Source organism: Hyphobacterium sp. SN044 (assembly GCF_021864465.1).
Classification (GTDB): domain Bacteria; phylum Pseudomonadota; class Alphaproteobacteria; order Caulobacterales; family Maricaulaceae; genus Hyphobacterium.
On record NZ_JAKKUV010000005.1, the window covers coordinates 94,465 to 119,125 of the forward strand.

Genomic DNA, 24,661 nt, shown 5'->3' on the forward strand with positions numbered 1-24,661 from the left:
GATATTGTCACGACCCGTCGGAACTGCGCCGCCGCGTCGATGCGCTGTTGACCCCGGCGCGCGGGGCGGGGCGGGCTGCGCTCGCCGCGCCGGTGCTTCTGGCCCTGACCGTCGGGGTGGCCGCCTGGGCGACGCCGAAGACGAATACGAACGGTACGGCCGCCACGGTGGAAATGGTCGCGTTTTCCAGCTGGTCCGCGACCGAAGCCGCGCTTGGCGCAGCGCTGGTCGAAGCCGCGATGCGCCATGACCTCGTCAGCGTGCAGGAACTGGTCGACAGCGGTGCGCCGGTCGACTTCGCCAGCCGCGGTGACGGCACGGCCCTGATCGAGGCGGCGCGGACCGGCGACACCAGCCTGGCGCTCTACCTGATCAATCAGGGGGCCGACGTCGATCTCGGCGTGCGCGGCGACGGCAATCCGCTGATCGTGGCGGCGGCGAACCGGAAGTACGACATGGTCCGTCTCTTGGTCGAGGCCGGCGCGGATGTGAACGCCTACGTCCCCGATGACGAGACGCCGCTGATCAATGCCGCACGCGCGGGCAAGGTCGAAACGGTGCGCTATCTCGTCGAGAACGGCGCGGACGTGAACCTCGCCATGTGGACCAATCTCGACCACGCCCCCGAATTCCGGTCACCGCTCTGGGCGGCCCGGCAATCGGGCAACTGGGAAACCGTCAACTATCTCGAATCCCGCGGAGCGGTGCACGAGCCCAGCGCCCGTCCCTAGCCAACACTGACTTTGCGGTATGGCCGCCGGGCTTCGGGATGCCGAGGCCCGGCGCAGCCGCGCTCAGCGCCAGGGCGTCACGCGTAGGCGTAGGGCCCGCCACGCTCCAGCGCTGTCTTGTAGGCGGGCCGGTCGTGAATCCGCTTCAGGAAGTCCTTGATATTCGCCCGGTCGCTGGCTCCGGCGCGCACCGAGGCGGCCTCGAGCGGGAAGCTCATCATCAGGTCGGCCAGCGTCATCGACGGCCCGGCAAACCAGCCGGTCTCGTTCAGCGCGGCGTCCCAATACTCGACATGCTCCTGCACGCGCGGATCGACGAAGCTGTCCTTCGCCTTCTGCGCGATGCCCTTCACCAGCGGGCGCACCAGCGCCCCGGCGCGGTTCGGCAGATTGTCGAACACCAGCTTCATCAAAAGCGGCGGCATGGCCGAGCCCTCGGCATAGTGAAGCCAGTAGGTGACAGCGCGGGCCTCCGGCGTACCGCGCGGCGGCATCAGCCTACCCTTGTCATAGGTCTCGGCGAGGTATTCGAAGATCGCCCCGGTCTCGGCGACCTTGATGCCGTCATCCTCGATCACCGGGGATTTGCCCAGCGGATGGACGGCGCGCAGCTCCGGCGGGGCGAGCATCGTCTTCGGATTGCGCCTGTAGTGGCGGATCTCGTATTCGAGCCCGTACTCCTCCAGCAGCCAGAGGACGCGCTGCGAGCGGGAATTCTCAAGGTGATGAACTGTGATCATGCGGCGAAGGTAGCGCGCGCAGGAGCGGCGGCAAACGGGATTGCCGGTCGAGTTCCCAAAAAGTTCGAATGACCATGACCGTGACGCCGGATTGCGGCAATTTCAGCGCATCATGACGGAAGCGGGTCCTGCGCAGCCGGATGGGCGAGACCCCCCTCATCCAACCAGGGGTCCAGACGGAGGCGGCCATCGCGCGCCGCCTCGGCGACATGACGCAGCCGCTGGGCGAGTGCCAGGCTGGCATCAACTTCTCTGACGCCGGCCCGGCCTTCCGACAACGCTTCGAGAAGAGCCGATTTCAGCTTCACGAAGGCGCGTCTGATGGACGGCCGTGTATCGGTAAAGCTGTCCGCATTCCCGGCCTTGTCCAATGCCTTGGCAACAGCGCGGTCGAACCTGTCCCAGACCGGTTTCATCGCGTCACCCGCAACGGGCCGGCGCAGGCCGAACACCTCACCCGATTCAAGGCAGAGAACCTCGGAATGATGCACAGCCCGGACCAGGTCGGGCAGGGCACGCGCAGTTTCGGGGGTCATGGCTTCCGTCGACACCCGGGCGAGAAATTCACGGATGACGACGGCGAGCTCGGCGAGTGAATTCTCGCGAGCGGCAAGCTTTCCGTTTTGCGGGGCCGTGAGGCGCAGCCGGGCCAGATCGAGACTCAGCGTGTGCAGCCGCCAGCATTCCAGCACCAGCGCACGAAGCGCGAGCGAAGGCGTTCCGGTCAGATTGGAGTCGAGAAATGCCGGCCGGGCCAGTTCTTCGTCCTCGGAGCGGTAGAGCGTGGACAACCAGCGCGCCAGCCAAGGCGCCAGCGGCCAGATAATCAGAATTCCCAACAGGTTGAAAAGAGTATGGAAGGCCGCCAGCAGGGCCGGTCCGTCGTCCAGAATGCCCACGCCGTCCAGCACGGCTTCCGACAGCCACAACATGCTCGGCAGAAGCAGCAGAGCGCCCAGCGCCGTCACTGCGTTGAAGGTGACATGGGCCATGGCCACGCGGCTGGCGGCCGGTGTCGCGCCGATCGTGGCGAGCAGCGCGGTGGAAGTGGTGCCGAGATTGGCGCCGATTACGGCCGCGGCGGCGAGCTCCAGAGGAAGCGCACCGCCCGCGCTGGCTGTAAGGATAATGACCATCGCAGCGCTGGACGACTGGGTCAGCGTGGTCAGCACCACGCCGGCGAGGAGGAAAGCGGCGATTCCCAAAAGGCCTGCTTCGGCCAGCGGCAACCCCGCGATTTGAGGATCGAGGCCGGAAAAGGCCTCCTGCAGCACGCCGATGCCGAGGAAAAACAGCCCGAATCCGCCGGCGGCCCGTGCCGCACCGCCAAGGCGCGGGCGCCCTTTGAGAGCAAGCCCCGCCAGCATTCCGAGGCCGACCAGCGGCAGGGCGAGCGCGGTCCAGTCGAGCCTGAGGCCGATCTGGGAAACCAGCCAGCCCGTCATGGTGGTGCCGAGGTTGGCTCCGAACACGACCCACATCGCCTGGGACAGGGTGAGCAGCCCGGCATTCACGAAACCGATAACTGCGACCGTGACCGCGCTGGAGGACTGCATCACGGATGTGATGAAGGTTCCGGTCAAAAGACCGCGCAGCCGGGTTCGTGTCCAGGCTGACAGAATGGAAGTGAGCGCGCCCCCGGCGGCCAGTTTGAGACCGTCCGTCAATATGGCCATGCCGAGCATGAACAGGCCAAGACCACCAAGCAAGGGGCCCAGAAGGCCGATCATCTCCGGCAAATACCCTCCGTACCGACCGTCGCCACCCGGATCGGTTAGCATCACACCGCCTTCAGGGGAAGGCAGGCCGTGACATCCTGAGAGCGAACACCTCTCTCGCTGTCCCGGCCTTGTGCCGGGACCTACCGACGGCGGCAGGATCGCACCGGTGGCAGGCCCCGCAATTCCCGCCTTCGCGGGGACAGGTAAATCCGGGGCAGGACCCCAAGATGGCACTTTCGCCCGATTTCGTCCGATTTGGCGGCGGTGGGGGAGCCGGACCGGCCCCGGCGGCGGATCAGCCTATCGCGCACACGGATTCAGGCGTAGCGTGAACCGTGCCGGGGACCTTCCGTCCCCCGAAAGGGCAAAGCCATGGCCAAGGGTCAACAGAAGTCCAGCCGCGAGAGCAAGAAACCGAAAGCCGAACACAATCAGAAGAAAAAGACCAATGCCTCGCAGCCGTCGCAGAAGACCGGCTCGGTCAGCGGCCTGGAGCATCTCGGCAACAAGCGGAAATAGAAGCGCGGGCTATTCCGCCGGGCGGACATAGTCGCGCAGTTCGAACCGCGTCAGAAGACCGGCGCGGGGCGGACACGGCTCGTCGATCGCCGTCATGGAAAATCCGTCCGGCAGATCATTGATCTGATAGGTGGCCGGATTGTCGCGCACGCAATCGGCCATGTCCTGCGAATAGAAGGCGGGCGGCGACACGTCCTGCACCGTGAGAATGCCGTCGGCGACGGTGTAGGTCTGGATCCCGGCGGTCACATTGCTCGCATTCACGGTGGTGATCAGATAGCCGTCGCCGGTGAAGGTCATCGTGATCTGCGGGTGAACATAGACGCCCGGAAAGCCGTTCACCTGTTCGGCGCCGCGGCCGTGATGGTCGCCCAGCGCGAGCGATGACGTCAGCAGCGCCAGCGCGCCAGCGGTGATTGCGGTGAGTTTCATGCCGCCCCCCTGATATCTCGGTCGCTCATGGTGCCCACAAGTGCCGCCTGTGTCGACCGGAAGCATTGTGCCGTCCGTTTCCCCCGGAGCGGGGCGCGTCGGGTTGAAGGATGCCAAAACGAGCCGCCCTTCGAGACGCCCCGTATCAAGTCCGGGCCTCCTCAGGACAGGCTCGATCTCAACGTCCTGTCCTGAGGAGCGACCGAGAGGTCGCTTCTCGAAGGGCGGGCATTGAGACCAAAAACTCAAGAATCCTGAACTCCCCGCGGAAGCGGGGACCCCGGCCGGTCCGGGACAAAGGCGGCTCCATAATCGAGCGCCAGTTCTGCTGCGCCTCTGCGCCTCACCGGTTCGAGGTCCCGGATCGCGCTCATGCGCGTCCGGGAATTCAGTGAAAATGGTGCAGCGAGTATCGAGACGCCGCTTCGCGTCAGAACCGCCCTCGCCGCTTCCAGACAACCGGAACGACCGCGACAACCGCGGCGGTGGGAGTGGCGGCACATCACATATTCCATTGCCATTCACTCTTCATTTTCTTCCGGAAGATGTATGGTTTGGATTCCTGAAGAAGTCAGTGAGCGCTGGATGCCGATTGGCCCACGGATTCAACAACACGCAGCCGAAATCGTCGATGTAGCTGGTTGGGAGCCGGACCAAGATAATCCGATCCCTGCAGTCGGGAAGCGTGCCAAAGAGATTTTGGTATGTCCGAGTCCACCACCGTATGGTTTTCTAATCGGCAGACATCGCTACCTTTTCAAAAAACCCAATGTCGATGCCGAAAACCCGCAAATTTGGTCAGAGGTTATCGCCTACGAGATTGGAAAACTATGCGGAATTCCTGTTCCCCCGGCTTTCCTCGCATTTAACTCGGGAACCAACGAAATCGGCGTGCTCATTGAATTCTTCTTCGGATACCACGATGAGGAAAACGAGCGCCGGTTTGTTCACGCCATCGACCGATTTCAAGCACTCAATTCCGAAGTGGACTTCCGGCGCGGGAGCCTTCGTTCCAATTTACTACTCACTCGGAGCCATCGAATCCCGAACTGGCGGGATTGGTGGGCAGAAACCCTAGCCTTTGACGCTCTGATATCGAACGGCGACCGTCACTCCGAAAACTGGGGATTTTTAGTAGAACACGCGCCCGAGGAGGTGGTGCGTTATCGACTCGCTCCCGCGTTCGACAATGGCTCTAGCCTCGGATGGAGGATTAGAGACGAAGATTTGAGAAACCAACTGAGTGCGGATGCGGTTCAGAGGTTTATAAGCCGAGGCAAACACCACTATGGGTGGATTGATGGGGACCACCAAGGAGCTTATCACGTTGAATTATGTCGTAAATATTTGTCAGTTTACGAAACGGCTAGCCCTACGTTCCGGCGTGTGATTCAATTGGATGACGCGGACCTCGAACGAGTCGTAACTTGGGCACAAGGATTTGCGTATCCTGCTCGGTTTTCCGGCTATCGCGCCGAATTCATGTTGGCTGTGCTGAGAGCCAAACTCGCTCTTCTCCGCGCAATTTAGGAGGGATGTTGTGAGCCTTTGGCTGGAACAAATTCAAACGCCTGAGAAGCTAATATTGGCTTGGGAGGCTCCTCTAAAATGTCCTGATAGGAAGCGTTGGGCGGTTGGTGAATTAGCCCAAATAGATGGCGTCTCGCCAAAATTTCGATATTTTTCTAGGGATGAGATAATCGAACAAAACGACGGTCGAACTCTTGAAGCCCTCAAATCCTACGGTTTTGTTGGATATCCTGCTTTCAAGTTCGAGCCTGGGAATGCGTGGGAAGGTCTAGATGTATTAAAGGCGTTTCAACGCCGCCTTCCCGACCCCAAGCGCCCCGATTATGAGAAGTTCCTCGCCAACTTTTGTGTGCCTATTAGTGTCACTGCGTCGACCTTTCAGTTGATGGGCATTACAGAGCTGAGATCTCCAAACGATGGGTTTTCTGTTGTTGACCCGTTACATTCTGAATGGACGGAGTGTGATCTACTATTAGAGCTTGCAGGAACTCGGCATTACCTTGCCAATGTGCCTAACAACTTCATAGGAATGCGTGTCTCGTTGGTGCAGGATGAAGGCAACGAGTTTGATGAATATGCGGTATTAGCTATGATTGGATCTCAGAAACTCGGCTACATTAACAGACTACAAGCCCGAACAGTATCCGAATGGCTACCTCAGAGAAGCATCAATTCAACATTGGTTCGTGTAAACGGAACCACTGACAGACCGCGACCGTATATATTCGTGCGCGTGCGCCCGAAACAGGCGAAGCAGGCAGCCTAGGAGCGCAGTTAGTCAATCGGCTCTGGCTGTATCCCATCCAAACTGAGATAGCCCCCCTCTCATTGAATTCGCGGGCCTTCTCCTCCATGCCCTTCTTCGCCGCTTCGCGGTTCCTCAAAACCGTGAAGGCCGCTTCCAGACAACCGGAACGACCGCGACAACCGCCGCGGCGAAGGCCAGCACCCCATAGACCAGCACCGCCTGCCGATCATAGGTGACGGCGTCCGCCGGGTCAAAATAGCGCCCCGCCTCGTCATAGGGGAGGCGGGCACGCAGCGCAGTCAGCACAGCGAAGAGGATGGCCAGCCCGGCGAAAATCGCCGTGACCAGCCCCCTTATCACTCCCCGGTCTCCAGATAGACCTCGCCGCCCTTTTCACGAAACTCGCGCGCTTTTTCCTCCATGCCCTTCTTCGCCTCTTCGGCGGTGGCGCCGGTCTTGCCGGCGGCGAAGTCGCGCACGTCCTGGCTGATCTTCATCGAGCAGAATTTCGGCCCGCACATCGAGCAGAAATGCGCCACCTTGTGCGCTTCCTTGGGCAGGGTCTGGTCGTGGAAGTCCTTCGCGGTTTCCGGGTCGAGGCCGATATTGAACTGGTCGGCCCAGCGGAATTCGAAGCGCGCCCGGCTCATCGCGTCATCGCGCAGTTTCGCGGCCGGATGGCCCTTGGCGAGGTCGGCGGCGTGGGCGGCGATCTTGTAGGTGACAACGCCGGTCTTCACGTCGTCGCGGTCGGGCAGGCCCAGATGTTCCTTCGGCGTGACGTAACAGAGCATCGCTGTGCCGAACCAGCCGATCATCGCCGCCCCAATCGCGGATGTGATGTGGTCATAGCCCGGCGCGATGTCGGTCGTCAGCGGCCCCAGCGTGTAGAAGGGCGCCTCGCCGCAGACGGCGAGCTGCTTGTCCATATTGGCCTTGATCTTGTGCATCGGGACATGGCCCGGCCCCTCGATCATGACCTGACAGCCCTTTGCCCAGGCGATCTTCGTCAGCTCGCCCAGAGTCTCCAGCTCGGCGAATTGCGCGGCGTCATTGGCGTCGGCGATCGAGCCGGGGCGCAGGCCGTCTCCCAGCGAAAAGGAGACATCATAGGCCGCCATGATGTCGCAGATGTCCTCGAAATGGGTGTAGAGGAAGCTCTCCTTGTGGTGGGCGAGGCACCACTTCGCCATGATCGAGCCGCCGCGCGAGACGATGCCGGTGACGCGGCTGGCGGTCAGCGGCACATAGGCGAGGCGCACGCCGGCATGGATGGTGAAATAGTCGACGCCCTGTTCGGCCTGTTCGATCAGCGTGTCGCGGAACACTTCCCAGGTCAGGTCCTCGGCGATGCCGTTCACCTTCTCCAGCGCCTGGTAGATCGGCACGGTGCCGATCGGGACCGGCGAGTTGCGCAATATCCATTCGCGGGTGTTGTGGATGTTCTTGCCGGTGGACAAATCCATCACCGTGTCACCGCCCCAGCGGATGGCCCAGACCATCTTCTCCACCTCTTCCTCGACGGAGGAGGCAACGGCGGAATTGCCGATATTGGCGTTGATCTTCACCAGGAAGTTGCGGCCGATGACCATCGGCTCCAGCTCGCCATGGTTGATGTTGGCCGGGATGATGGCGCGGCCGCGGGCAATCTCGTCGCGGACGAATTCGGGCGTCACGAATTCCGGGATTTCGGCGCCGAAATCCTCGCCGTCGGCGCGGCGTTCGGCGGCGCCCGCCATGGCGGCGGCACGGCCGAGATTTTCCCGTTCGGCCGCGTAGATCATTTCCTTGGTGATGATGCCGGCGCGGGCGAATTCGAGCTGGGTGACGGGGGCCCGCTTCGCGGACCTCCCCCCTCCGTCCCGGATCAAGTCCGGGACACCTCCCCCGTAAACGGGGGAGGAAACCGGAGACTTATCTTTTCTCCCCCCGCTTGCGGGGGGAGTGCCCCGAAGGGGCGAGGGGGGGACAAAGCCAACGGCCTTCAGCGGCTTGTGGCGCACCGGAAACTCGCGCGCGAGGTATTTGCCGGTCGCCCCGCCATTGTCGAGCGGCGAGGGTTCGCGGCCCTCATAGGCCTCCACACCGCCGCGCTCGATCACCCAGTCCGTCCGGGTGCGGGCCAGGCCATGCTCGACATCGATGCTCGCGGCCGGATCGGAATAGGGTCCGGAACAGTCATAGACGCGCAGCGGCGGCTCGTTCGCCGTCGGGTGCAGGTCGATCTCGCGGTGCGGGACTTTCAGGTCCGGCGCGGCGGCGGGCGCGGTGTAGACGCGGCGCGAACCGGGCAACGGGCCGGTCGTGACCTTCGGTGTATCGAAAGCGTCTTGTGTGGTGGGCTTGTTCATTGGGACATCCCTTTGCGATGCGTCTGCGTGGCGGCCCGTCAGAAGGGCACGAAACCAAGAAAAAAGATCAAGATCAGGTAGAGGCCGGTCACGCGTGTGCCGGTTCGAAAGAGAAGCGCGCGCCAGTCCGGCAGGTCGCGAAACCGGCCGAGCCAGCGTGGCGCTGCCGCGAGCGCGACGCCGATACCGGCAAGGCCGACCCCGCCGGCAATCAGCGCGAATACCGGAAGCGAGAACCACGGGCGGAAAGCGCTCAGAATTCTGTAATCGCGATTGTCGTTCAGCCCGAGGACGGCGATCCACGCACCGAGGCAAACAAGCGCAACCGATATGATCAATCGGTAGGGAAATGGATTGGCGACCGCAGGGCGGAGTCCCTGTGAGCTCGGCGCCTTCACGAGAAAATGGCCCGCCCGCGCAGACCCGGCAGCGAGCGCATCTGAAACAGGAATGAGCACGCCCGGGAAGCAGAGCAGGAGCCCTGCCGGAAGCGTCCAGTTCCGGTAGAACCCCGTCGGTAGTTCGAAGAAGGTCCAGAGGAGCCAGTAGTAAGCATCCATTGGTTCGAACGCCCGGTCGGCCGCGAGGAATTCGGAGAGGTCTTGCACCCCTACCCCATCGTCGCCCAGCGGACATTCGGGCTGAGGAGGATCAGCTCGCCCTCCGGCGTGTAGCCGACCTCGGCGCGGTACATGACGCGGCGCGGTCCGCCTTCGGTGTCTTCGGGTTCGGAAATCGTCAGGAGGCAGTCCATCGCGCTCTGGTCATTGCCCTCCCAGTTGCATTCCGCGGAGGTGTCGAAGCCTTCGAGCGTATCCGGGAAATCCCAGTAGTCCTGGCCCGCCGGTTCGCCGCTGTGCCAGTCGGACGGGACGATATCAGCCTCGTTGGCGAGGAGTAGGGCGTGCAGCGCCCCGGCATCCGGCGCGTTCAGGCTCGCCTGCATCTGCGGCATGCCGGCCGCGCCCGACGTGGCGGGGGCGGTCGCGGCGACGGTGGAGGGTTCGGCGGTGGACGCCTCATCACGCGCGGCCTCGTCGGCGGGCGGCGTGCAGGCGGCGGCCATCAGGGCGATCGCGGCAATAGTGGCGAAGCGAAGCATGTCTGTTCTCCTGTCCCGACGCCGGCATGATCCGGATCCGGTTGTAAGGGTGGCCAGGGCGGCGTCAGCCCGGGTCTCAGCCGCCTGCCGGCGGCCCCCCTCGGATGCGGCGCGACACTGACGGAGACGGCGCGCGCTGGCAAGGGGCGTTCACCCGGATTTCATCCCCCGGATGACACTCTCACCGGGATCAGCGGCCAAAAGTCATTACGGCCCGGCCAACCGCCGGGCCAACTGGCCGCAAGCAGAGGACTGACACGTCATGATTTTGGCCTTGTTCGCCGCGATCACGCTTCTCGCCGATGACGCGCAGATGCCCGATCCGGACAACCTCCTGCCCGATGGCCGCTATGTCGAGGATCTGCCCGGTGGCGGGGATGCCTGCGCCGACGCCTCGCGGCGCCATTTTGAACTGGCGCCCGGCACGGCTGATGATCCGGAAGACCGCGGCCGTTTCCGCGCCGATTTCGGGGACGGCGCGCCGATCGACATGGAACTCGCCATGTCGTCCATGCATCCGCGCGAGCTGGCCGGCGGCGAGGTTCAGGGCGTCGGCGTGATCCAGGGCCGCGGCCCTTCGGGCGAGCGTCTGGCCATGACGCTCTTGATGACGCGCGACGGGCGCTACAGTGTCGCGCAGGTGCAGATCATGGCGGCGGGCCAGGACCCGATCACGCCGGTTCGCATGGAAGAAGACCCGCTGCCCCACGGAATCGCGTCTGACGGGACTGCGCTTGAACCCTTCGTGGCTTGCGGCACAGAATAGACGCGCTTTCGCGACGAGTGCCGAAAATGCCGAAACCGACGCGTGTTCGTTTCTCCCCCCGCTTGCGGGGGGAGTGCCCCGGATCCAGTCCGGGGCGAGGGGGGGATAGTCCCCCCTCCGTCAGCTGCGCTGACACCTCCCCCGTAAACGGGGGAGGAAAGCGGATGTTCGTAGCCCTACTGGCCGCTGCCAGCCTCGCCGCGCCGGCTCTGGCGCAGGAGGACAATGGCGGGCGTTTCCCGAACGGACGGCCGATGCTGGCCGAGGGGCGCTATGCCGAATGGCCGGGCGATGGCAGCAATCCCTGCACGACCGGCACGCCGCGCATCTTCCGCCTGATCCCGGGCAATCCGGATGACGCGGAGGATTTCGGCCGCATCGTGATCGATCTGGGCCAGGGGCTGGCCGAGTACGGGCTGATCAGCGCCGAGCTTCAGGACACGCCGATCCAGGTCTGGGACCTCGCGGGTCTGGCCACGGTTCACGCCGCCGACGCGGCGGGCACGCGGCTGACCGCGCTGATGTATTTCCGCAATGACGGGCGCACCGATCTGGTTGATGCGCGGACCACCTCGCCCGAGAATCAGGGCGAGGTGATGGTGCGCATGCAGCAGAACCCGGAACCGCACGGCGTCCTGTCGGACGGGACGACGCTCAATCCCTTCGTGTGGTGCGGAAGGGAGTGAAGGCGTCTACCCCAGAAACGGGTCCGTCATCAGGATGACGTCCTCGCGTTCCGGGCTGGTGGAGAGCATGGCGACCGGGGCGCCGATCAGCTCCTCGACCCGGCGGACATATTTCACCGCCTCGGCGGGAAGGTCGGCCCAGGAGCGCGCGCCGCGGGTCGATTCCGACCAGCCCTTGTGGGTCTCGTAGACCGGCTTCACGCGGGCCTGCTGCAGCCGGTCGGCCGGGAGGCGGTCGATGATCTCGCCGTCGAGTTCGTAGCCGGTGCAGATCTTCAGCTCGTCGAAACCGTCGAGCACGTCGAGCTTGGTGAAGGCGATGCCGTCGATGCCGCCGAACTGGACGGTCTGGCGCACCAGCACCGCGTCGAACCAGCCGCAGCGGCGCTTGCGGCCCGTGACGACGCCGAATTCATGCCCGCGCTCGCCCAGCTTCTGGCCGTCGGCATCGAGGAGTTCGGTCGGGAAAGGTCCCTCGCCCACGCGCGTGGTGTAGGCCTTGACGATGCCGAGCACATAGCCGGCCGCCTTCGGCCCGACGCCGCAACCGGTAGCGGCCTGCGCCGCGACGGTGTTGGAGGAGGTGACGAAGGGATAGGTGCCGTGGTCGACATCAAGGAGCGCGCCCTGCGCGCCTTCGAACAGGACTTTCTCGCCTGCCCGGATCGCCGCGCCGAGATCGCGCCACACAGGTGACATGTGCGGCAGGATGACGGGTGCGATCTCCTTCAGCTGGTCGATCAGATCGCCGGCCTGAAACTCCGGCTGGCCATAGCCGCGGCGCAGCGCGTTGTGGTGGTGCAGCAGGTCGGAAACCTTGCGGGTCAGACCGTCGGGATCGGCCAGGTCGACGACGCGGATGGCGCGGCGGCCGACCTTGTCCTCATAGGCCGGGCCGATACCGCGCCGCGTCGTGCCGATCGCGCCGCCATCGTCGCGATTCTCGCGCAGGGCATCGAGCTCGCGGTGGACCGGCAGGATCAGCGCGGCGGTCTCGGCGATCTTCACCGTATCGGCGGTGATGGTGACGCCCTGGGCTTCGAGGCGCGCCTTCTCGTCGCGGAAAGCCCAGGGGTCGACGACGACGCCATTGCCGATCACCGACAGCTTGCCGCGCACGACACCGGACGGCATCAGCGACAGCTTGTAGGTCTCATTGCCCACGACGAGGGTGTGGCCGGCATTGTGGCCGCCCTGGAAGCGCGCGACGACATCGGCGCGCACCGACAGCCAGTCGACGATCTTGCCCTTGCCTTCATCGCCCCACTGGGCGCCGACGACGGTGACGTTGGCCATGAAATCGCTCCTTCGGGCGGGCGCGGAATCCCTCACGCAGACGTGACCTGCGGGCGGGGGTTTATCAGCCTAGAGTGAAAGCTCCAATGGCATCGAAACAGGTGCCCTATGCGTCACGGGGAGGCCGCCATGCGCCTGACAGTTTCTCTTATCGCCGCGCTCGGTGCGGCCTCGGTTTTCGCGCCCGCCGCCACGGCGCAGCAGGGCCCGCCCCCGGGCTGCGATGACGTGCCCGGCGCGCATGATTTCGACTTCTGGGTCGGCGACTGGAATGTCTATGGCCAGAACGGTCAGCTGGGCGGGACCAACCATATCGAGAAGCGCTCGAATGGCTGCCTGATCCTCGAGGAATGGACCAATACGGGCGGCGGCGACGGGACGAGCATGAATTATCTCGACCCGACGAGCGGCCAGTGGCGCCAGATCTGGATGGGGTCGAACACCTATATCGACTATTCCGGCGGCCTCAATGAGGACGGCGAAATGGTGCTGGTCGGTGAGATCACCTATTTCGGCGCGAACGGCAGCCAGTCCGCGCCCTTCCGCGGCACGTGGACGCCGAACGAGGACGGCAGCGTCACCCAGCATTTCCAGCAATATGACGAAGCCAATGACGTCTGGAATGACTGGTTCATCGGCCGCTATGTGCGCCAGGAAGACGATCCGAACGCGAACTGAACTCGCATCAGAAAACGCATCTCGGGCCTAGACTCCCGGTCCCTACTGTCTACCCCGGATGCGCGGAGCGCCGCGGCCCCCCTGCGGCGCTCCATCCTTTTCCGGCGGCAGATTAGCCGCCGAAGCGCCAGCCGATCATCACGCCGGCATTGTCCAGCGCCTGGTTGCGGCCATTGGCCAGGATCTGGCCGTGCGAGATGTGCTCGTAATAGGTCCGCACGACGAGGTTCTCGGTGACTTCGAAATCGAGGCCGAGCGTGGTGTGGAAGAGGATGTGATTGCCCATCAGCGACCGCGTCGTCGCCAGACGGATTCGGTTCGGGTCCGACGGCGGCGAGTTCGGGTCGATGTCGGTGACGCCGTCATTATAGGTCAGGCCGAGGCCGAGAATGACCGAGACGCGGTCATTGAGATCTCCGTCCCATTCGAGGCCGAAGCCGCCGAAATTGGTCAGGCCGTTGGTGTTGAACGAGCCGTAGACATAGCCGCGCGGGTTGAACATCCAGTCTGGCCCGCCGAGCGACGGGGTCGCCAGACCGACGGTGACGTTCGGGCCGTCCTCGACATGGTCGGACAGGTCGTGGGCGGTGAGGCCGCCGCGGATTTCCCAGCCTTCATTGTCGGCCAGCGCCGGTGCGGCAAACGCCAGGGTCGCCGCGCAGGCGGCCAGGGTACGAATCATCACGGGCTAACTCCCCTCGAAAATCGGTGCCGCACCATAAACCGGACGGCGGGTTTATGAAACGCTATGCCTCGCGGCGCGCCTCGGCATAGGCCCAGTCGAGCCAGGGACCGAGCGCGGCAATATCATCGGCCTCGATGGTCGGGCCGCACCAGATGCGCAGGCCCGCCACGCCGGACACGTGCGGTGCCACGTCGAGCGCGGCATTCTCGCGGTCGAGCAGGGAGGCCATCCTGCGCGTGATCGCCCACTGGTCTTCCTGGCTCATCGCGGTGACATCCGGCGCGGCGAATTTCAACGTGACCGAGACCGGCGAGCGGCTGGCCGTGTCCTCGACGAGGAAGTCGATCCAGTCCGTCGCCGCGACCCAGTTCGACAGGGTGGCGTAATTCTTCCTTGTGCGGGCGATCAGCGCGGCCAAGCCGCCTTCCTTCGCGGCCCATTTCAGCGACAGGAGGTAATCCTCCGTCGACAGGAGGGAGACGGTGTTCAGCGTCTTGCCCTCGAACAGGCCTTCATTGAGACCGTCGGCATTCTTCAGCTGCATCATGCGCGGGATCGGCCAGGACGGCGTGTGGGTCTTCAACCGCTCGATGGCGCGCGGCGACAGGATGATCATGCCGTGCTGAGCCTCGCCGCCCATCGCCTTCTGCCAGGAGAAGGTCAGGACGTCGATCTTCGACCAGTCAAGCTCGAGCGCGAAGGCGGCGCTGGTCGCGTCAACCAGGGTCAGGCCTTCGCGGTCGTCCGGAATCCAGTCCGTGTCCGGGATCATCGCCCCGGCCGCGGTGGCGTTCCAGGTGAAGACGATGTCGGCATTCCTGCGCGCCCTGGAGAAATCCGGCGTCAGCCCGCCCTTGGCCTCATAGACATTGGCGTCCTTCAGCTTCAGTTCGTCGCGGACATCCTTCAGCCAGCGCGCGCCGAACGTGTCCCAGGCGAAAACATCGACCGGACGCTCCCCCAGCAGCGACCAGATCGCGGCTTCCATCGCACCGGTGTCCGACCCGCCGAGGATTGCGCCGCGAAAGCCCTCCGGCACTTCCAGCAGCGCCATCGTCCGGTCGATCGCCTCGCGCAGTTTCGACACCGCCAGAGCGCTGCGGTGGCTGCGGCCCAGGGCGGCATTCGACAGCTGGTCGAGCGACCAGCCGGGATGCTTCCTGGTCGGCCCGCAGGAAAAGCGCGGATCGAAGGGACGCAGGTGCGGCTTGGCGATTTCGTTCATGGATCGACTCCCTCTGGCGCTTCCCGCCTAGACCCGCGCCGGAGAAGCGTCAAACGCCTTGCGGCGGTACCGGACAATTTTCCGGCGTTGACCCGATTTCGCCGCCGGTCCAAACCCGGCACATGTCAGAGGATTTCCGCGCCCTGTTCGACCTGCCGCGCGAGGTCACCTATCTCAACTGCGCCTATATGGGTCCGCTTCCGGTCGCCTCGGTCGAGGCCGGCATGGCAAGCTACCGCCAGAAGGCGCAGCCCTGGAATGTGAAGGCGCCGGGCGACTTCTTCACCGGACCGGACGCCTTGCGCGCCGAAGCGGCCAAGCTGTTCGGCGGGTCGGCGGAGAACATCGCCCTCGTCCCCGCCGCCAGCTATGGCCTCGCCACGGCGGCGCGAAATCTGAGCCCGGAAGCCGGGTCGGAAATCCTTGTCCTGAAAGACCAATTCCCGTCCAACGTCTATACGTGGCGCGTGCTGGCCGAGCGCACGGGCGCGACGGTCCGGACCGTCTCTCGCTCGACCAATCAGAGCTGGACCGAGGCGGTCATGGCCGCCCTCGGGCCGCGGACGTCCGTCCTCGCCCTGCCGCAAGTGCATTGGGCCGATGGCGGGTCGCTCGACCTCGAAGCCATCGCCGCCGAAGGCCGCAAGCACGGCGCGGCGCTTGTCCTCGACCTGACCCAGTCGCTCGGCGCAAAGCCGTTCGATGCGAAGGCCGTGGATCCCGATTTCGCGGTCGCGGCGTGCTACAAATGGCTGCTCGGCCCCTACACGATCGGGGTGATGCACATCGCCGACCGGCATCTCGATGGTGTGCCTCTGGAAGAGAACTGGATCGCCCGGCAGGGGTCGGAGGATTTCGCCCGTCTCGTCGACTATGCCGACGGCTACGCCCCCGGTGCCCGGCGGTTCGACATGGGCGAGCGCAGCGGCTTCCAGCTTGTCCCCGCCGCGACGGAATCGGTCAGGTTGCTGAACTCTGTCGGCGTCGGCCGGATCGCGGACACGCTTCGCGAGACGACCTCCGCCCTCGCCGAAACGATCCGCCCGCTTGGCGTGAAGGACGACGTGCCGGACCGCGCTGGCCATTATCTCTGCCTCTCGCTTCCCGCCGAAGCGCCGGCCGATCTCGCGGCGCGACTGGCTGTGTCCGGCGTTCATGTCTCGCAGCGCGGCGACCGGCTGCGCGTGACTCCGCATCTTTATAATGACGAAGATGACGTTCAGCGTTTCGCGAACGCAATGAAGGCGGCGCTCCAATGAGTCCGCTGCGCGCCGCCGGACCGAAGGAATGGGCGCTTCTGGGCGTGCTCGCCGCGACCTGGGGCACGGCCTTCGCCTTCATCAGTTTCGCGCTCGACGCCGCCCCGCCGGGCGCGCTGGCCTTTGCGCGGCTGGCGCTTGCCGCCGTCATGCTGACGGTGTGGGCCTATGCGATCGGCGAAAAACTCCCCGAGATCAATGACAAACGCTGGCTGTGGTTCATCGCGCTTGGCCTGTTCGGGAACGCCCTGCCCTTCACCCTGATCCCCTGGGGACAGCAATTCATCCCCTCGGCGGTGGCCGGCATCCTCCTCGCCTTCATGCCGCTGATGACGGTCGCGATGGCGCATGTCTTCACCGACGAAAAGATGACGAAGATCACGGCGATCGGCTTCCTCGTCGGCTTTGCCGGCGTCGTCGTGCTGATCGGCCCGGCCGCCCTCGGCGGCCTTGTTGGCGGGGATTTCATCGCCCAGCTGGCGGTGCTCGGCGCGGCTTTGTCCTTCGCCACCAACGTGGTGATCGCCCGGCGCGCGCCGCCCATGCATCCGCTTGTTTCCGCAGCGGGAATGCTGATCCTCGCGGCGGTGTGGACCGCGCCCTACGGCCTCTGGGACCTCATGACCCATGCCCGGCCGAACGTTGCCGGCTGGGCCGCCGCGCTGTGGCTGGCCATCGGTCCGACGGCCCTGGGATCAGTGATCTATATGCGGCTGGTGACGACGGCCGGGGCCGGATTCCTGGCCACAACCAATTACATAGTCCCCGTCGTCGCTCTCGGCGCGGGTCTCGTTCTGGGCGAGGCGATCGGACTTTCCGCACCGCTCGGCCTGATCATCATTCTGGTCGGGATCGTGATCGCCCGGAGGGGTCAGCGCGCCGCGTCGCGCAGCGGCCAGACATGATCGACCGGGCCGTGGCCCGACCCGAATCCCGGTGCACGGACAATGGCTTCGTGGAGGTAGCGGCCCGCGCCTTCGACCGCGTCGACGAGTGACATTCCCAGCGCAATCCGCGCGGCAATGGCCGAAGCCAGCGTGCAGCCCGTTCCGTGGGTGTTGGTGGTGGCGATCCGCGGGGATTCGAACACCCGCATTTCGGTCGCGGTCACAAGCACATCGTGGACGACCGGTCCCGTCAAATGCCCGCCCTTCACCAGCGCCGCCTTTGCGCCGGCGGCGACCAGCGCCCGGCCGGCCTCGGCCTGCTCGCCGACATTCGACACTGTAAGCCCGGTCAGCTTTTCGGCTTCGGGGGCGTTCGGAGTCACCAGCGCAGCAAGGGGAAGCAGCTCTTCGCGGACGGCGGTGATCGCGTCCGCCGCGAGCAGCACGTCGCCCGAGGTCGCGACCATGACCGGGTCGAGGATCAGCGGAATGCCCGCAGCGGTGTCTTTCAAGACCCGAGCCACCAGCCGCACCACGTCTGCCGTGGCGAGCATGCCGGTCTTGATCGCGTCCGCGCCGATATCGTCCAGCACGGCGCGCATCTGGCCTTCAATGATGTCGAGCGGGACGGGGTGGACGGCGGAGACGCCCAACGTGTTCTGCACGGTCAGCGCGGTGATCGCGGTCGCGGCATAGCCGCCCGCCGCCGACACCGCCTTGATGTCGGCCTGGATGCCTGCGCCGCCACCGGAATCCGATCCGGCGACGATCAGGACACGTCCTTTGGCCCCGCTCCCCTTCATGACGAAATTGTTAGACAGACGCGGCACGTCTGACCAGTTCGGAAAACCGCAGTGTGGCCCAAAAGCCGCGCCTGCCACACGGTGAACGCAAATTTCTCCACCAGGGGTAGTCACGTCCGCCCGACAGGCGTAGAGGCATCGCCCCGATAACGGAAAGAGGTCCGCACCGACCCATGTACCAATCCTGAAACGCGCCGGACGGCTGATCGATCGTCCGACCCGCCACTGACCGAATGCCGCGCGATGCGGCCAACGGCACAGCGGGCCTCCGCGATCCCGAAAGCCAGTTCCGATGTTTCACGATTGACGGGAGAAGGGCCGACCGCCCTTCGGTGCCATGACCGACTCTACCGAAAATACGCCCCGCACGCTGTCCAATCTGCGGGTTATCGCCTTCCTGATCCGCCAGTGGCGGCGCCGTCCGGCATTCTTCGCGACGATCATCGCCTTCACGATGACGGCGACGGTGCTCGACGTCTTTGTGCCGATCGCGGCGGGGGCGCTGATCGACGCACTGACAAACCCCGACAGCAGCCACACGCACTGGGCGGCCTATGCGGCCTTCCTCAGCTTCGCCATCGGCGTGAATGCCTGCCGCCAGATCGCCATCCGTTTCGAGGTGCGTTTCTCCTCGGCGAACATGGCCGACATGGTGTCGGAGGCGTTCGCAAAGGTGCAGCGCTTCTCGCTCGACTGGCATGCCAACACCTTCGCCGGCAGCGTGGTCCGCAAGGTGACGCGCGGCATGTGGGCCTATGACGTGATCACGGCGACGACCTGGTTCGGCCTGATCCCCTCGGTCAGCGTGATGTACGGGCTGGGACTCTACATGCTGTTCAACTGGCCGGTGGTCGGGGCGTTCTCGCTGACCGTCACGACGATCTTCGTCGTCCTGACGATCCTGGCATCGACGATGTATATCCGGCCGCAGAACATCCGCTCGAACGCGATCGACAGCGAGCTCGGCGGGGCCGTGGCCGACGTGGTCGGCGGCATCGCGACGGTGAAGAGCTTCGGCGGCGAAGCGCGCGAGAACGACCGGTTCAGCCGGCTGGCCTGGCGCTGGCGCGCCGAGGTGAAGAAGACCTGGCTGCGCTTCGTCAATACGTGGCTGATCCAGATCGTCGCCATCCTGTCATTGCAGGCGGGGCTGACGGGCCTTCTGATCCAAATGTGGTCGAGCGGGCAGGCCAGCCCGGGCGACGTCGTCTTCGCGATCACCGCCTTCCTGCAGATGGCCGGTTACATGCGGCGCTTCGGCGAGGAGTTCCAGAACGTCCAGCGCGGTCTCGACGAGATCCAGGACATCGCCCTGTTCGAGGACATGGAGGTCCAGATCGAGGATGCGCCGGACGCGCCGGACTTCGTTCCGGGGGCGGGCGAGATCGTGTTCGATGATGTCACCTTCGCCTACGAGAACGCGGCCGGTGCGCTCTATGAGGACTTCACCCTGACGATCACGCCGGGGGAGAAGGTCGCGCTGGTCGGCCCCACCGGTGCCGGCAAGTCGACCTTCGTGAAGCTGGTCCAGCGCCTCTACGACGTGACCGGCGGGGCGATCCGCATCGACGGGCAGGACGTCCGCCATGTGACGCAGGCGAGCCTCAGGAGCGCCGTCGCGCTGGTGCCTCAGGACCCGGTCCTGTTCCACCGCTCGATCGCGGAGAACATCGCCTATGCGCGTCCCGACGCCTCGATGAAGGACATCCGCCGGGCGGCGCGCCTCGCCCATGCGGACGGCTTCATCACCGCCCTGCCCCAGGGCTATGACACACTCGTGGGCGAGCGCGGCGTGAAGCTGTCGGGCGGCGAGCGTCAGCGCGTGGCGATCGCCCGGGCCATCCTCGCCGATGCACCGATCCTGATCTTCGACGAGGCGACCTCCAGCCTCGACAACGAGACGGAACGCGAGGTGCAGGCGGCGATGGAAGCGGCGACCGCGGGCAAGACGACGCTCGTCATTGCCCACCGCCTGTCGACCATCCGCGACGCCGACCGGATTCTCGTGTTCGAGAAGGGCCGTGTCGTGGAACAGGGCACGCACGACCGGCTGATGTCGGACGACGGGCTCTACGCCCGGCTCGCGGCCGTCGCGGCCGGATAAGCCTCTCTAAATTCTCGTTTTCCCCTGCCGCGTGTGCTAGTCAGGCGGCAGGGGGAGACAGATTGATGACAGGTTTGCTGGCCGAGCTTCGCCGCCGCAATGTATTTCGCGTCGCGGCGGCCTATCTGGTCGTGGGCTGGCTGATCCTGCAGGTCATCGCGGTGATTGCCGAACCGCTCGGCCTGCCGGGCTGGACCGACACGCTGGTCATCGTCCTGCTCGGCATCGCTTTTCCCGTCGCGCTGATCCTCGCGTGGGCGTTCGAGGTCACGCCCGAAGGCGTCAAGCTGACCGCCGCCGTGCCCGAGGACGAGAGCATTTCCGGCAAGACCGGGCGCAGGCTAGATGTCCTGATCGCCGGCGGACTGGCCTTGCTGATCGGCCTCATCATCTGGCAGCAGGTGACGCGCGGCGCACCGGCCGGTACGGACGGGGGCGCGGTCACGACCGAGATGACGGGCCCACTGGACAACACGATCGCGGTCCTGCCCTTCGCCGATCTCTCCGCGCAGAGTGACCAGGCTTATTTCGCCGACGGCATCGCCGAGGAAATTCTCAACGTGCTGGCGCAGATCGACGCGCTGAGCGTCACATCGCGCACGTCGGCCTTCGTGTTCCGCAGCGACAGCAATCTGTCGATCCGTGACATCGCCGACGCGCTGCAGGTGCGGCATGTGCTCGAAGGCTCGGTGCGCACGTCCGGGGGCATGATCCGGATCACGGCGCAGCTCATCGACGCCGAAACCGACCAGCACCTCTGGTCGGATACGTTCGACCGCGAGCTGAACGCCGAGAATGTCTTCGCGGTGCAGGACGAGATCGCCGCCGCGATCACGCGGGAACTGGCGTCGCGGCTGGGCGTGCCAATCGACGCACCGACCGCGGCCCGGACCACGAGCGATGTCGATGCCTATTCGGCCTATCTGCGCGGGCGAGAGCTGTTCTTCGACCGCAATTACGAGAACCTGCCACGCTCAGTCGAGGCGCTGGAACAGGCTGTCGCGCTCGATCCCGATTTCGTTGAGGCACGGGCCATCCTGTCGATGGCCTATGCCGTTTCGCCTGGCTGGGGTTTTCACGACCGCGACTATCGTCAACTGTCGCTCGAGATGGCCGGATCGGTCCTCGCCGTTCAGCCCGACAATCCGTTGGCGCTCACGACAATCGGTCAGGCGGCGCGCATCCTGGTGCCGCCGGATTGGGACACGGCAATCGACTACTACAGCCGCGCCATCGCCTCGGACCCGCGCAGTCCAACCGCCCGGCTGTGGCGGGCGCAAGCCTATCGCGATCTCGGATTTTTCGAGCTCGCGGACCAGGACCTTCAAGCCTGCATCGAGGCTGAGCCGCTCTATGGTGTCTGCCTCTACAATCACGCGGCCAATCTTCTCAATCTGGGCCGTGACGAGGAGGCATTCGCGGCGCTGATCGCGGTCATGGGAACCAGCCATTTCGAATCCTATCCCGAATTTCTCGGAATTACGGCGCAGCGGGGTGACCGAACGCTGCTGGCCTACATGCTGCGCGAACTGGCGGATTCCATTGGCGAAAGAACCCGGTGGATCGTCCCCGGATTGCTGCGGGCCCTAAGCGACGAGACGTATGATCGCGACGCGGCATTCGACCAGATTCGACGACGCCTTCTCGATGACGGGCATGTTCCCGACGACTACACGATTTCGACCCTCGCACTCACTCACGGACTTTACGAGCGGGTTCCCGAAGAGCGCCAACCGGCCGGCTGGATCTGGTTTCGTGGATATCCGGGTCTGCCCGGGTCGGAAGCGGTGGAGGCCAGCATACGTCGGGAGCGGGTCGACGAATTCTGGCGTTCACACGGCTTCCCGCCGCAATGCCAACCTGTTGGAGCGGACGATTTCAGTTGTCACTGGATTGACCGCGGCAACTGACGCCTCCTTCCGCATCCGATTTCCCTCCTTGCCGCATCCCTAGGGGCAGAAGAGAGGGAGGACTGGATGAAAATTCTGACCGGGGCGCTGGCCCTGACGAGCGTGATGTCGGCGAGTGCCGCAGCGCAATTCGGTGAGCCGGTCTATCACTATGAAGGCCGGATGGCCGCCGATGTGGAGACCGGCTTCGTCGATCTCGACTGGCGGATTTCGGTGCTCGATCCGGAGGCGGAAAGCGTCACTTTCCTGCTTGCGCCGAGTCTTCGGAATATCGCGGTTTCCGGCGACATTGCCGGGTTCGAAACCGGCGAACAGGGGCCGTTCCAGGCCATCGTGATCGCACTCGCTCCGTCCGGCGGTGCCGTGCGCACGATCGAACTGGGGTATGACGGCGTGCTTTTCCCGGAACCGCCGAACAACGAGATCAACGCCGTTGCGCCCGACCGGGTGGAGTTGTCGGTGGACGGATTCTGGCTGCCGGTCGATGCGAGTTTCCAGGGCTATCTGACCGCCGATCTGAGGGTGGATGTGGGTGCGCCCTGGCTGGGCGTGGCCAACGGCACGGTCGAGCCATTGCCGACCGGTGCGCGCATCCGCAATGACGACGCTTCGCTCGATATTGCCTTCACCCTCGCCCCGGATTTCCGGGTAACGGAGGCGGACGGGTTCACCCTCTACGATCTGCGCGACACGGAGGCCGGCACGGACCGGCTGATCGAGGCGGCGCGCTTCTGCTTCAACTATCTCGATCCGCTCTACGGGGAGAACAGCCCGCTTCCCGAAGCGCATTTCGTCATCCATCGCCGCGGCGAGAGCGCTTACAACCGGCGCAGCTACATCACGCTGACCGACATTTCCGACACCGAAGACCAGCCGCTGACCCAGTTCCTGTGCCATGAGCTGGCGCACCACTGGAGCATGGGCGCGAACTTCAACACGGTGGAGAACTGGCTGAACGAATCCTTCGCTGACCAGGCAGGGAATATGGCGGTTCGGGAACGCTTCGGCGAAGCGGCCTTCATCGAACGGATGAACCGCTACCGGGCACGGATCGAGGGACAGGACCTGCCACCGATCTGGGTGCCGGGCGCGGCCGAACGGCCACCCTACATGGTCAGCTATCTCGCCGGACCCGTGGCCCTTTGGGAGCTGGAAGTGCGTATCGGCCGCCCGCGCTTCGCCGAATTCATGCGCCGCTACATGACCGACCCGGTCAACACGACGCCGGACCTGCTCGACATGCTCGAAGAGATTGCCGGACGCGTGGACCGGGACTGGTTCGAGGATAGGCTGGGCCGCGCAACGCCATAGACCACCACCGATTGCCGTCCGGCCCGCCTTGGGCGAGACTTCGCCCATGGGACGTATTCGGGGCTGGACGACGATCATCCTCGCCGGGGCCGCGCTGGCCGCGGCGGCCTTCGCGCTGGAATGGCTGGAATACCGCTACTGGACGCGGCGGCTGGGCATCGAGGTCTTTCTCCTGATCGTCGGGGCCGGGTTCGCGGCGCTCGGATTGTGGACCGGCATGCGACTGACCCGCCAGTCCTCACCCGCCCCCTTCATCCGCAACGACGCCGCCATCGCCGCGCTCGGCCTGACTTCGCGCGAGATGGAGGTGCTGGAAGCGCTCGTCACCGGCGAGAGCAACAAGGCGCTCGCCCGGACGCTTGGCGTCTCGCCCAACACGGTGAAGACGCATGCCGCCCGGCTCTATTCCAAGCTCGAGGTTTCCGGCCGCGTGCAAGCCATCGAAAAGGCGCGCGCCCTGCGGCTGATCCCGGCGCGAGGTGACGTTTCGGGGGATGCGCCAGCGGGTCACCCGGTTGGACCCGTTCGCGAAAATCACCCGTCCGGGTGACGACGCAGGTGCGGCGATCCGGCTGGACTGCGCGTCTCGTCAACCGGTCCCGGTGCAATGGTGGCGGGACACTCGGAGGAAGATCATGACACGCATCATTCTCGTCTTCGGCAGCATTTCCGGCCTGATCGTCGCGTTCCTGATGGTCGGCTCCATCGCCCTGTCCGGCCCCGAACACAGTGGCTCGGGCGCGATGTTCGTCGGCTATCTCTTCATGCTGGTCGCGCTGAGTTTCATCTTCATCGCGGTCAAGCGTCATCGCGACGTCAATCTCGGCGGCACGATCCGGTTCTGGCCCGCGCTCGCGATCGGGCTCGGCATCACGCTGGTCGCCGGCCTGATCTACGTCATCGCCTGGGACCTCTATTTCAACCTGTCCGGCCGGGAATTCATGGACGTCTATCTCGCCTCGCAGATCGAGGCCCGGCGCGAGGCTGGAGCCAGCGAAGCGGAGATCGCGGCCTTCGAGGCGGAGATGATCCCGATGATGTCGCTCTACGAGAACTGGTGGTTCCGCATGCCGATTACCTTCACGGAAATCGCGCCGGTCGGGATTCTGGTGGCGATCCTGTCGGCGGCGATCCTGCGTAATCCGGGCGTCCTGCCCCGGCGCGCCTGATCCGTCTC

General features: G+C 64.9%; 25 protein-coding genes and 1 riboswitch. Of the genes, 14 read left to right on the top strand and 11 right to left on the bottom strand.

Features of this window, described 5'->3' with window-relative positions:
* Positions 1-731, top strand: a 731-nt coding sequence (locus L5876_RS08355; RefSeq protein ID WP_236955769.1) for an ankyrin repeat domain-containing protein, incomplete at its 5' end; no start/stop codon positions are given.
* Between the two features lie 77 nt (positions 732-808).
* Here the strand turns inward: L5876_RS08355 and L5876_RS08360 are convergent.
* Together L5876_RS08360 and L5876_RS08365 are read right to left on the bottom strand one after the other, a co-directional pair.
* Complete coding sequence (locus L5876_RS08360; RefSeq protein ID WP_236955771.1) at positions 809-1,471, bottom strand: glutathione S-transferase family protein; 663 nt, start codon at positions 1,469-1,471, stop codon at positions 809-811.
* 110 nt (positions 1,472-1,581) lie between these two features.
* Positions 1,582-3,201 (bottom strand): Na/Pi cotransporter family protein, encoded by a 1,620-nt coding sequence (locus L5876_RS08365; RefSeq protein WP_236955773.1) that lies wholly within the window; start codon positions 3,199-3,201, stop codon positions 1,582-1,584.
* A gap of 363 nt (positions 3,202-3,564) precedes the next feature.
* On the opposite strand from L5876_RS08365, the gene L5876_RS08370 reads away from it, so the two are divergent.
* The gene (locus L5876_RS08370) at positions 3,565-3,711 is read left to right on the top strand and encodes a hypothetical protein (protein WP_236955775.1); all 147 of its coding nucleotides are present in this window, start codon (positions 3,565-3,567) and stop codon (positions 3,709-3,711) included.
* A gap of 9 nt (positions 3,712-3,720) precedes the next feature.
* Here L5876_RS08370 and L5876_RS08375 read toward each other — a convergent pair whose 3' ends face one another.
* Positions 3,721-4,143 (bottom strand): hypothetical protein, encoded by a 423-nt coding sequence (locus L5876_RS08375; RefSeq protein ID WP_236955777.1) that lies wholly within the window; start codon positions 4,141-4,143, stop codon positions 3,721-3,723.
* A gap of 549 nt (positions 4,144-4,692) precedes the next feature.
* Here L5876_RS08375 and L5876_RS08380 point away from each other — a divergent pair.
* Complete coding sequence (locus L5876_RS08380; RefSeq protein ID WP_236955779.1) at positions 4,693-5,673, top strand: HipA domain-containing protein; 981 nt, start codon at positions 4,693-4,695, stop codon at positions 5,671-5,673.
* A 10-nt stretch (positions 5,674-5,683) separates the two neighbouring features.
* A complete protein-coding gene (locus L5876_RS08385; protein ID WP_236955780.1) occupies positions 5,684-6,439 on the top strand; it encodes a hypothetical protein in 756 nt (251 codons plus the stop codon).
* Positions 6,440-6,553: 114 nt separating this feature from the next.
* On the opposite strand, the gene L5876_RS08390 is transcribed toward L5876_RS08385, so the two are convergent.
* The 4 genes from L5876_RS08390 to L5876_RS08405 form a co-directional block, all read right to left on the bottom strand.
* The gene (locus tag L5876_RS08390; protein WP_236955781.1) at positions 6,554-6,781 is read right to left on the bottom strand and encodes a hypothetical protein; all 228 of its coding nucleotides are present in this window, start codon (positions 6,779-6,781) and stop codon (positions 6,554-6,556) included.
* Positions 6,778-8,772 carry a phosphomethylpyrimidine synthase ThiC gene (gene thiC / locus L5876_RS08395; protein WP_236955782.1) on the bottom strand — a complete coding sequence of 665 codons (1,995 nt, stop codon included), beginning with the start codon at positions 8,770-8,772 and terminating at the stop codon, positions 6,778-6,780. Before thiC ends, L5876_RS08390 begins: the two co-directional genes overlap by 4 nt.
* Before the next feature lie 38 nt (positions 8,773-8,810).
* Positions 8,811-9,380 (bottom strand): hypothetical protein, encoded by a 570-nt coding sequence (locus L5876_RS08400; protein WP_236955783.1) that lies wholly within the window; start codon positions 9,378-9,380, stop codon positions 8,811-8,813.
* Between the two features lie 2 nt (positions 9,381-9,382).
* Entirely contained in the window at positions 9,383-9,874 is a 492-nt protein-coding gene (locus L5876_RS08405; RefSeq protein ID WP_236955784.1) for a hypothetical protein, read from the bottom strand.
* A riboswitch (TPP riboswitch) is annotated at positions 9,870-9,985 on the bottom strand. It overlaps the preceding gene by 5 nt.
* A 151-nt stretch (positions 9,986-10,136) precedes the next feature.
* Between L5876_RS08405 and L5876_RS08410 the strand changes: the two genes are divergently transcribed.
* Together L5876_RS08410 and L5876_RS08415 are read left to right on the top strand one after the other, a co-directional pair.
* Entirely contained in the window at positions 10,137-10,640 is a 504-nt protein-coding gene (locus L5876_RS08410; protein WP_236955785.1) for a hypothetical protein, read from the top strand.
* 164 nt (positions 10,641-10,804) lie between these two features.
* Entirely contained in the window at positions 10,805-11,326 is a 522-nt protein-coding gene (locus L5876_RS08415; protein ID WP_236955786.1) for a hypothetical protein, read from the top strand.
* Positions 11,327-11,332: 6 nt separating this feature from the next.
* Here the strand turns inward: L5876_RS08415 and L5876_RS08420 are convergent, their stop codons facing one another.
* A complete protein-coding gene (locus tag L5876_RS08420; RefSeq protein ID WP_236955788.1) occupies positions 11,333-12,622 on the bottom strand; it encodes an adenylosuccinate synthase in 1,290 nt (429 codons plus the stop codon).
* 129 nt (positions 12,623-12,751) lie between these two features.
* Here L5876_RS08420 and L5876_RS08425 point away from each other — a divergent pair, with 129 nt between their 5' ends.
* Positions 12,752-13,300 carry a hypothetical protein gene (locus tag L5876_RS08425; protein WP_236955789.1) on the top strand — a complete coding sequence of 183 codons (549 nt, stop codon included), beginning with the start codon at positions 12,752-12,754 and terminating at the stop codon, positions 13,298-13,300.
* Between the two features lie 112 nt (positions 13,301-13,412).
* Here the strand turns inward: L5876_RS08425 and L5876_RS08430 are convergent, their stop codons facing one another.
* Positions 13,413-13,982 (bottom strand): outer membrane beta-barrel protein, encoded by a 570-nt coding sequence (locus tag L5876_RS08430; RefSeq protein ID WP_039712199.1) that lies wholly within the window; start codon positions 13,980-13,982, stop codon positions 13,413-13,415.
* 64 nt (positions 13,983-14,046) lie between these two features.
* Positions 14,047-15,210: a phosphoserine transaminase gene (locus tag L5876_RS08435; protein WP_236955790.1), complete on the bottom strand. Its 1,164-nt coding sequence runs from the start codon at positions 15,208-15,210 to the stop codon at positions 14,047-14,049.
* Positions 15,211-15,332: 122 nt separating this feature from the next.
* Between L5876_RS08435 and L5876_RS08440 the strand changes: the two genes are divergently transcribed.
* Both L5876_RS08440 and L5876_RS08445 read left to right on the top strand, forming a co-directional pair.
* Positions 15,333-16,469 carry an aminotransferase class V-fold PLP-dependent enzyme gene (locus L5876_RS08440; protein WP_236955791.1) on the top strand — a complete coding sequence of 379 codons (1,137 nt, stop codon included), beginning with the start codon at positions 15,333-15,335 and terminating at the stop codon, positions 16,467-16,469.
* Positions 16,466-17,374 (top strand): DMT family transporter, encoded by a 909-nt coding sequence (locus L5876_RS08445; protein ID WP_236955792.1) that lies wholly within the window; start codon positions 16,466-16,468, stop codon positions 17,372-17,374. The genes L5876_RS08440 and L5876_RS08445 overlap by 4 nt, the downstream gene beginning before the upstream one ends.
* On the opposite strand, the gene thiD is transcribed toward L5876_RS08445, so the two are convergent.
* A complete protein-coding gene (gene thiD, locus L5876_RS08450) occupies positions 17,341-18,159 on the bottom strand; it encodes a bifunctional hydroxymethylpyrimidine kinase/phosphomethylpyrimidine kinase (RefSeq protein ID WP_272906932.1) in 819 nt (272 codons plus the stop codon). The genes L5876_RS08445 and thiD overlap by 34 nt on opposite strands.
* A gap of 337 nt (positions 18,160-18,496) precedes the next feature.
* On the opposite strand from thiD, the gene L5876_RS08455 reads away from it, so the two are divergent.
* The 5 genes from L5876_RS08455 to L5876_RS08475 all read left to right on the top strand — a co-directional run bounded on the left by L5876_RS08455 (position 18,497) and on the right by L5876_RS08475 (position 24,653).
* Positions 18,497-20,263: an ABC transporter ATP-binding protein gene (locus tag L5876_RS08455; protein WP_236955794.1), complete on the top strand. Its 1,767-nt coding sequence runs from the start codon at positions 18,497-18,499 to the stop codon at positions 20,261-20,263.
* A 65-nt stretch (positions 20,264-20,328) separates the two neighbouring features.
* A complete protein-coding gene (locus tag L5876_RS08460; protein WP_236955797.1) occupies positions 20,329-22,173 on the top strand; it encodes a hypothetical protein in 1,845 nt (614 codons plus the stop codon).
* 66 nt (positions 22,174-22,239) lie between these two features.
* On the top strand, positions 22,240-23,484 hold the full coding sequence (locus tag L5876_RS08465; RefSeq protein ID WP_236955799.1) for a hypothetical protein: 1,245 nt from the start codon (positions 22,240-22,242) through the stop codon (positions 23,482-23,484).
* Between the two features lie 46 nt (positions 23,485-23,530).
* On the top strand, positions 23,531-24,034 hold the full coding sequence (locus L5876_RS08470; RefSeq protein WP_236955800.1) for a response regulator transcription factor: 504 nt from the start codon (positions 23,531-23,533) through the stop codon (positions 24,032-24,034).
* A gap of 85 nt (positions 24,035-24,119) precedes the next feature.
* Positions 24,120-24,653, top strand: a complete 534-nt coding sequence (locus L5876_RS08475) for a DUF4199 domain-containing protein (RefSeq protein ID WP_236955801.1) — start codon at positions 24,120-24,122, stop codon at positions 24,651-24,653.
* Positions 24,654-24,661: the final 8 nt, after the last annotated feature.

What these genes read in the sequence shown, in the direction of transcription:
- L5876_RS08360 (WP_236955771.1), bottom strand. Translation starts at nt 1,471, where the DNA reads ATGATCACAGTTCATCACCTTGAGAATTCCCGCTCGCAGCGCGTCCTC.
- L5876_RS08365 (WP_236955773.1), bottom strand. Translation starts at nt 3,201, where the DNA reads ATGATCGGCCTTCTGGGCCCCTTGCTTGGTGGTCTTGGCCTGTTCATG.
- L5876_RS08370 (WP_236955775.1), top strand. Translation starts at nt 3,565, where the DNA reads ATGGCCAAGGGTCAACAGAAGTCCAGCCGCGAGAGCAAGAAACCGAAA.
- L5876_RS08375 (WP_236955777.1), bottom strand. Translation starts at nt 4,143, where the DNA reads ATGAAACTCACCGCAATCACCGCTGGCGCGCTGGCGCTGCTGACGTCA.
- L5876_RS08380 (WP_236955779.1), top strand. Translation starts at nt 4,693, where the DNA reads ATGGTTTGGATTCCTGAAGAAGTCAGTGAGCGCTGGATGCCGATTGGC.
- thiC (WP_236955782.1), bottom strand. Translation starts at nt 8,772, where the DNA reads ATGAACAAGCCCACCACACAAGACGCTTTCGATACACCGAAGGTCACG.
- L5876_RS08405 (WP_236955784.1), bottom strand. Translation starts at nt 9,874, where the DNA reads ATGCTTCGCTTCGCCACTATTGCCGCGATCGCCCTGATGGCCGCCGCC.
- L5876_RS08410 (WP_236955785.1), top strand. Translation starts at nt 10,137, where the DNA reads ATGATTTTGGCCTTGTTCGCCGCGATCACGCTTCTCGCCGATGACGCG.
- L5876_RS08415 (WP_236955786.1), top strand. Translation starts at nt 10,805, where the DNA reads ATGTTCGTAGCCCTACTGGCCGCTGCCAGCCTCGCCGCGCCGGCTCTG.
- L5876_RS08420 (WP_236955788.1), bottom strand. Translation starts at nt 12,622, where the DNA reads ATGGCCAACGTCACCGTCGTCGGCGCCCAGTGGGGCGATGAAGGCAAG.
- L5876_RS08425 (WP_236955789.1), top strand. Translation starts at nt 12,752, where the DNA reads ATGCGCCTGACAGTTTCTCTTATCGCCGCGCTCGGTGCGGCCTCGGTT.
- L5876_RS08430 (WP_039712199.1), bottom strand. Translation starts at nt 13,982, where the DNA reads ATGATTCGTACCCTGGCCGCCTGCGCGGCGACCCTGGCGTTTGCCGCA.
- L5876_RS08435 (WP_236955790.1), bottom strand. Translation starts at nt 15,210, where the DNA reads ATGAACGAAATCGCCAAGCCGCACCTGCGTCCCTTCGATCCGCGCTTT.
- L5876_RS08440 (WP_236955791.1), top strand. Translation starts at nt 15,333, where the DNA reads ATGTCAGAGGATTTCCGCGCCCTGTTCGACCTGCCGCGCGAGGTCACC.
- L5876_RS08445 (WP_236955792.1), top strand. Translation starts at nt 16,466, where the DNA reads ATGAGTCCGCTGCGCGCCGCCGGACCGAAGGAATGGGCGCTTCTGGGC.
- thiD (WP_272906932.1), bottom strand. Translation starts at nt 18,159, where the DNA reads ATGAAGGGGAGCGGGGCCAAAGGACGTGTCCTGATCGTCGCCGGATCG.
- L5876_RS08455 (WP_236955794.1), top strand. Translation starts at nt 18,497, where the DNA reads ATGACCGACTCTACCGAAAATACGCCCCGCACGCTGTCCAATCTGCGG.
- L5876_RS08460 (WP_236955797.1), top strand. Translation starts at nt 20,329, where the DNA reads ATGACAGGTTTGCTGGCCGAGCTTCGCCGCCGCAATGTATTTCGCGTC.
- L5876_RS08465 (WP_236955799.1), top strand. Translation starts at nt 22,240, where the DNA reads ATGAAAATTCTGACCGGGGCGCTGGCCCTGACGAGCGTGATGTCGGCG.
- L5876_RS08470 (WP_236955800.1), top strand. Translation starts at nt 23,531, where the DNA reads ATGGGACGTATTCGGGGCTGGACGACGATCATCCTCGCCGGGGCCGCG.
- L5876_RS08475 (WP_236955801.1), top strand. Translation starts at nt 24,120, where the DNA reads ATGACACGCATCATTCTCGTCTTCGGCAGCATTTCCGGCCTGATCGTC.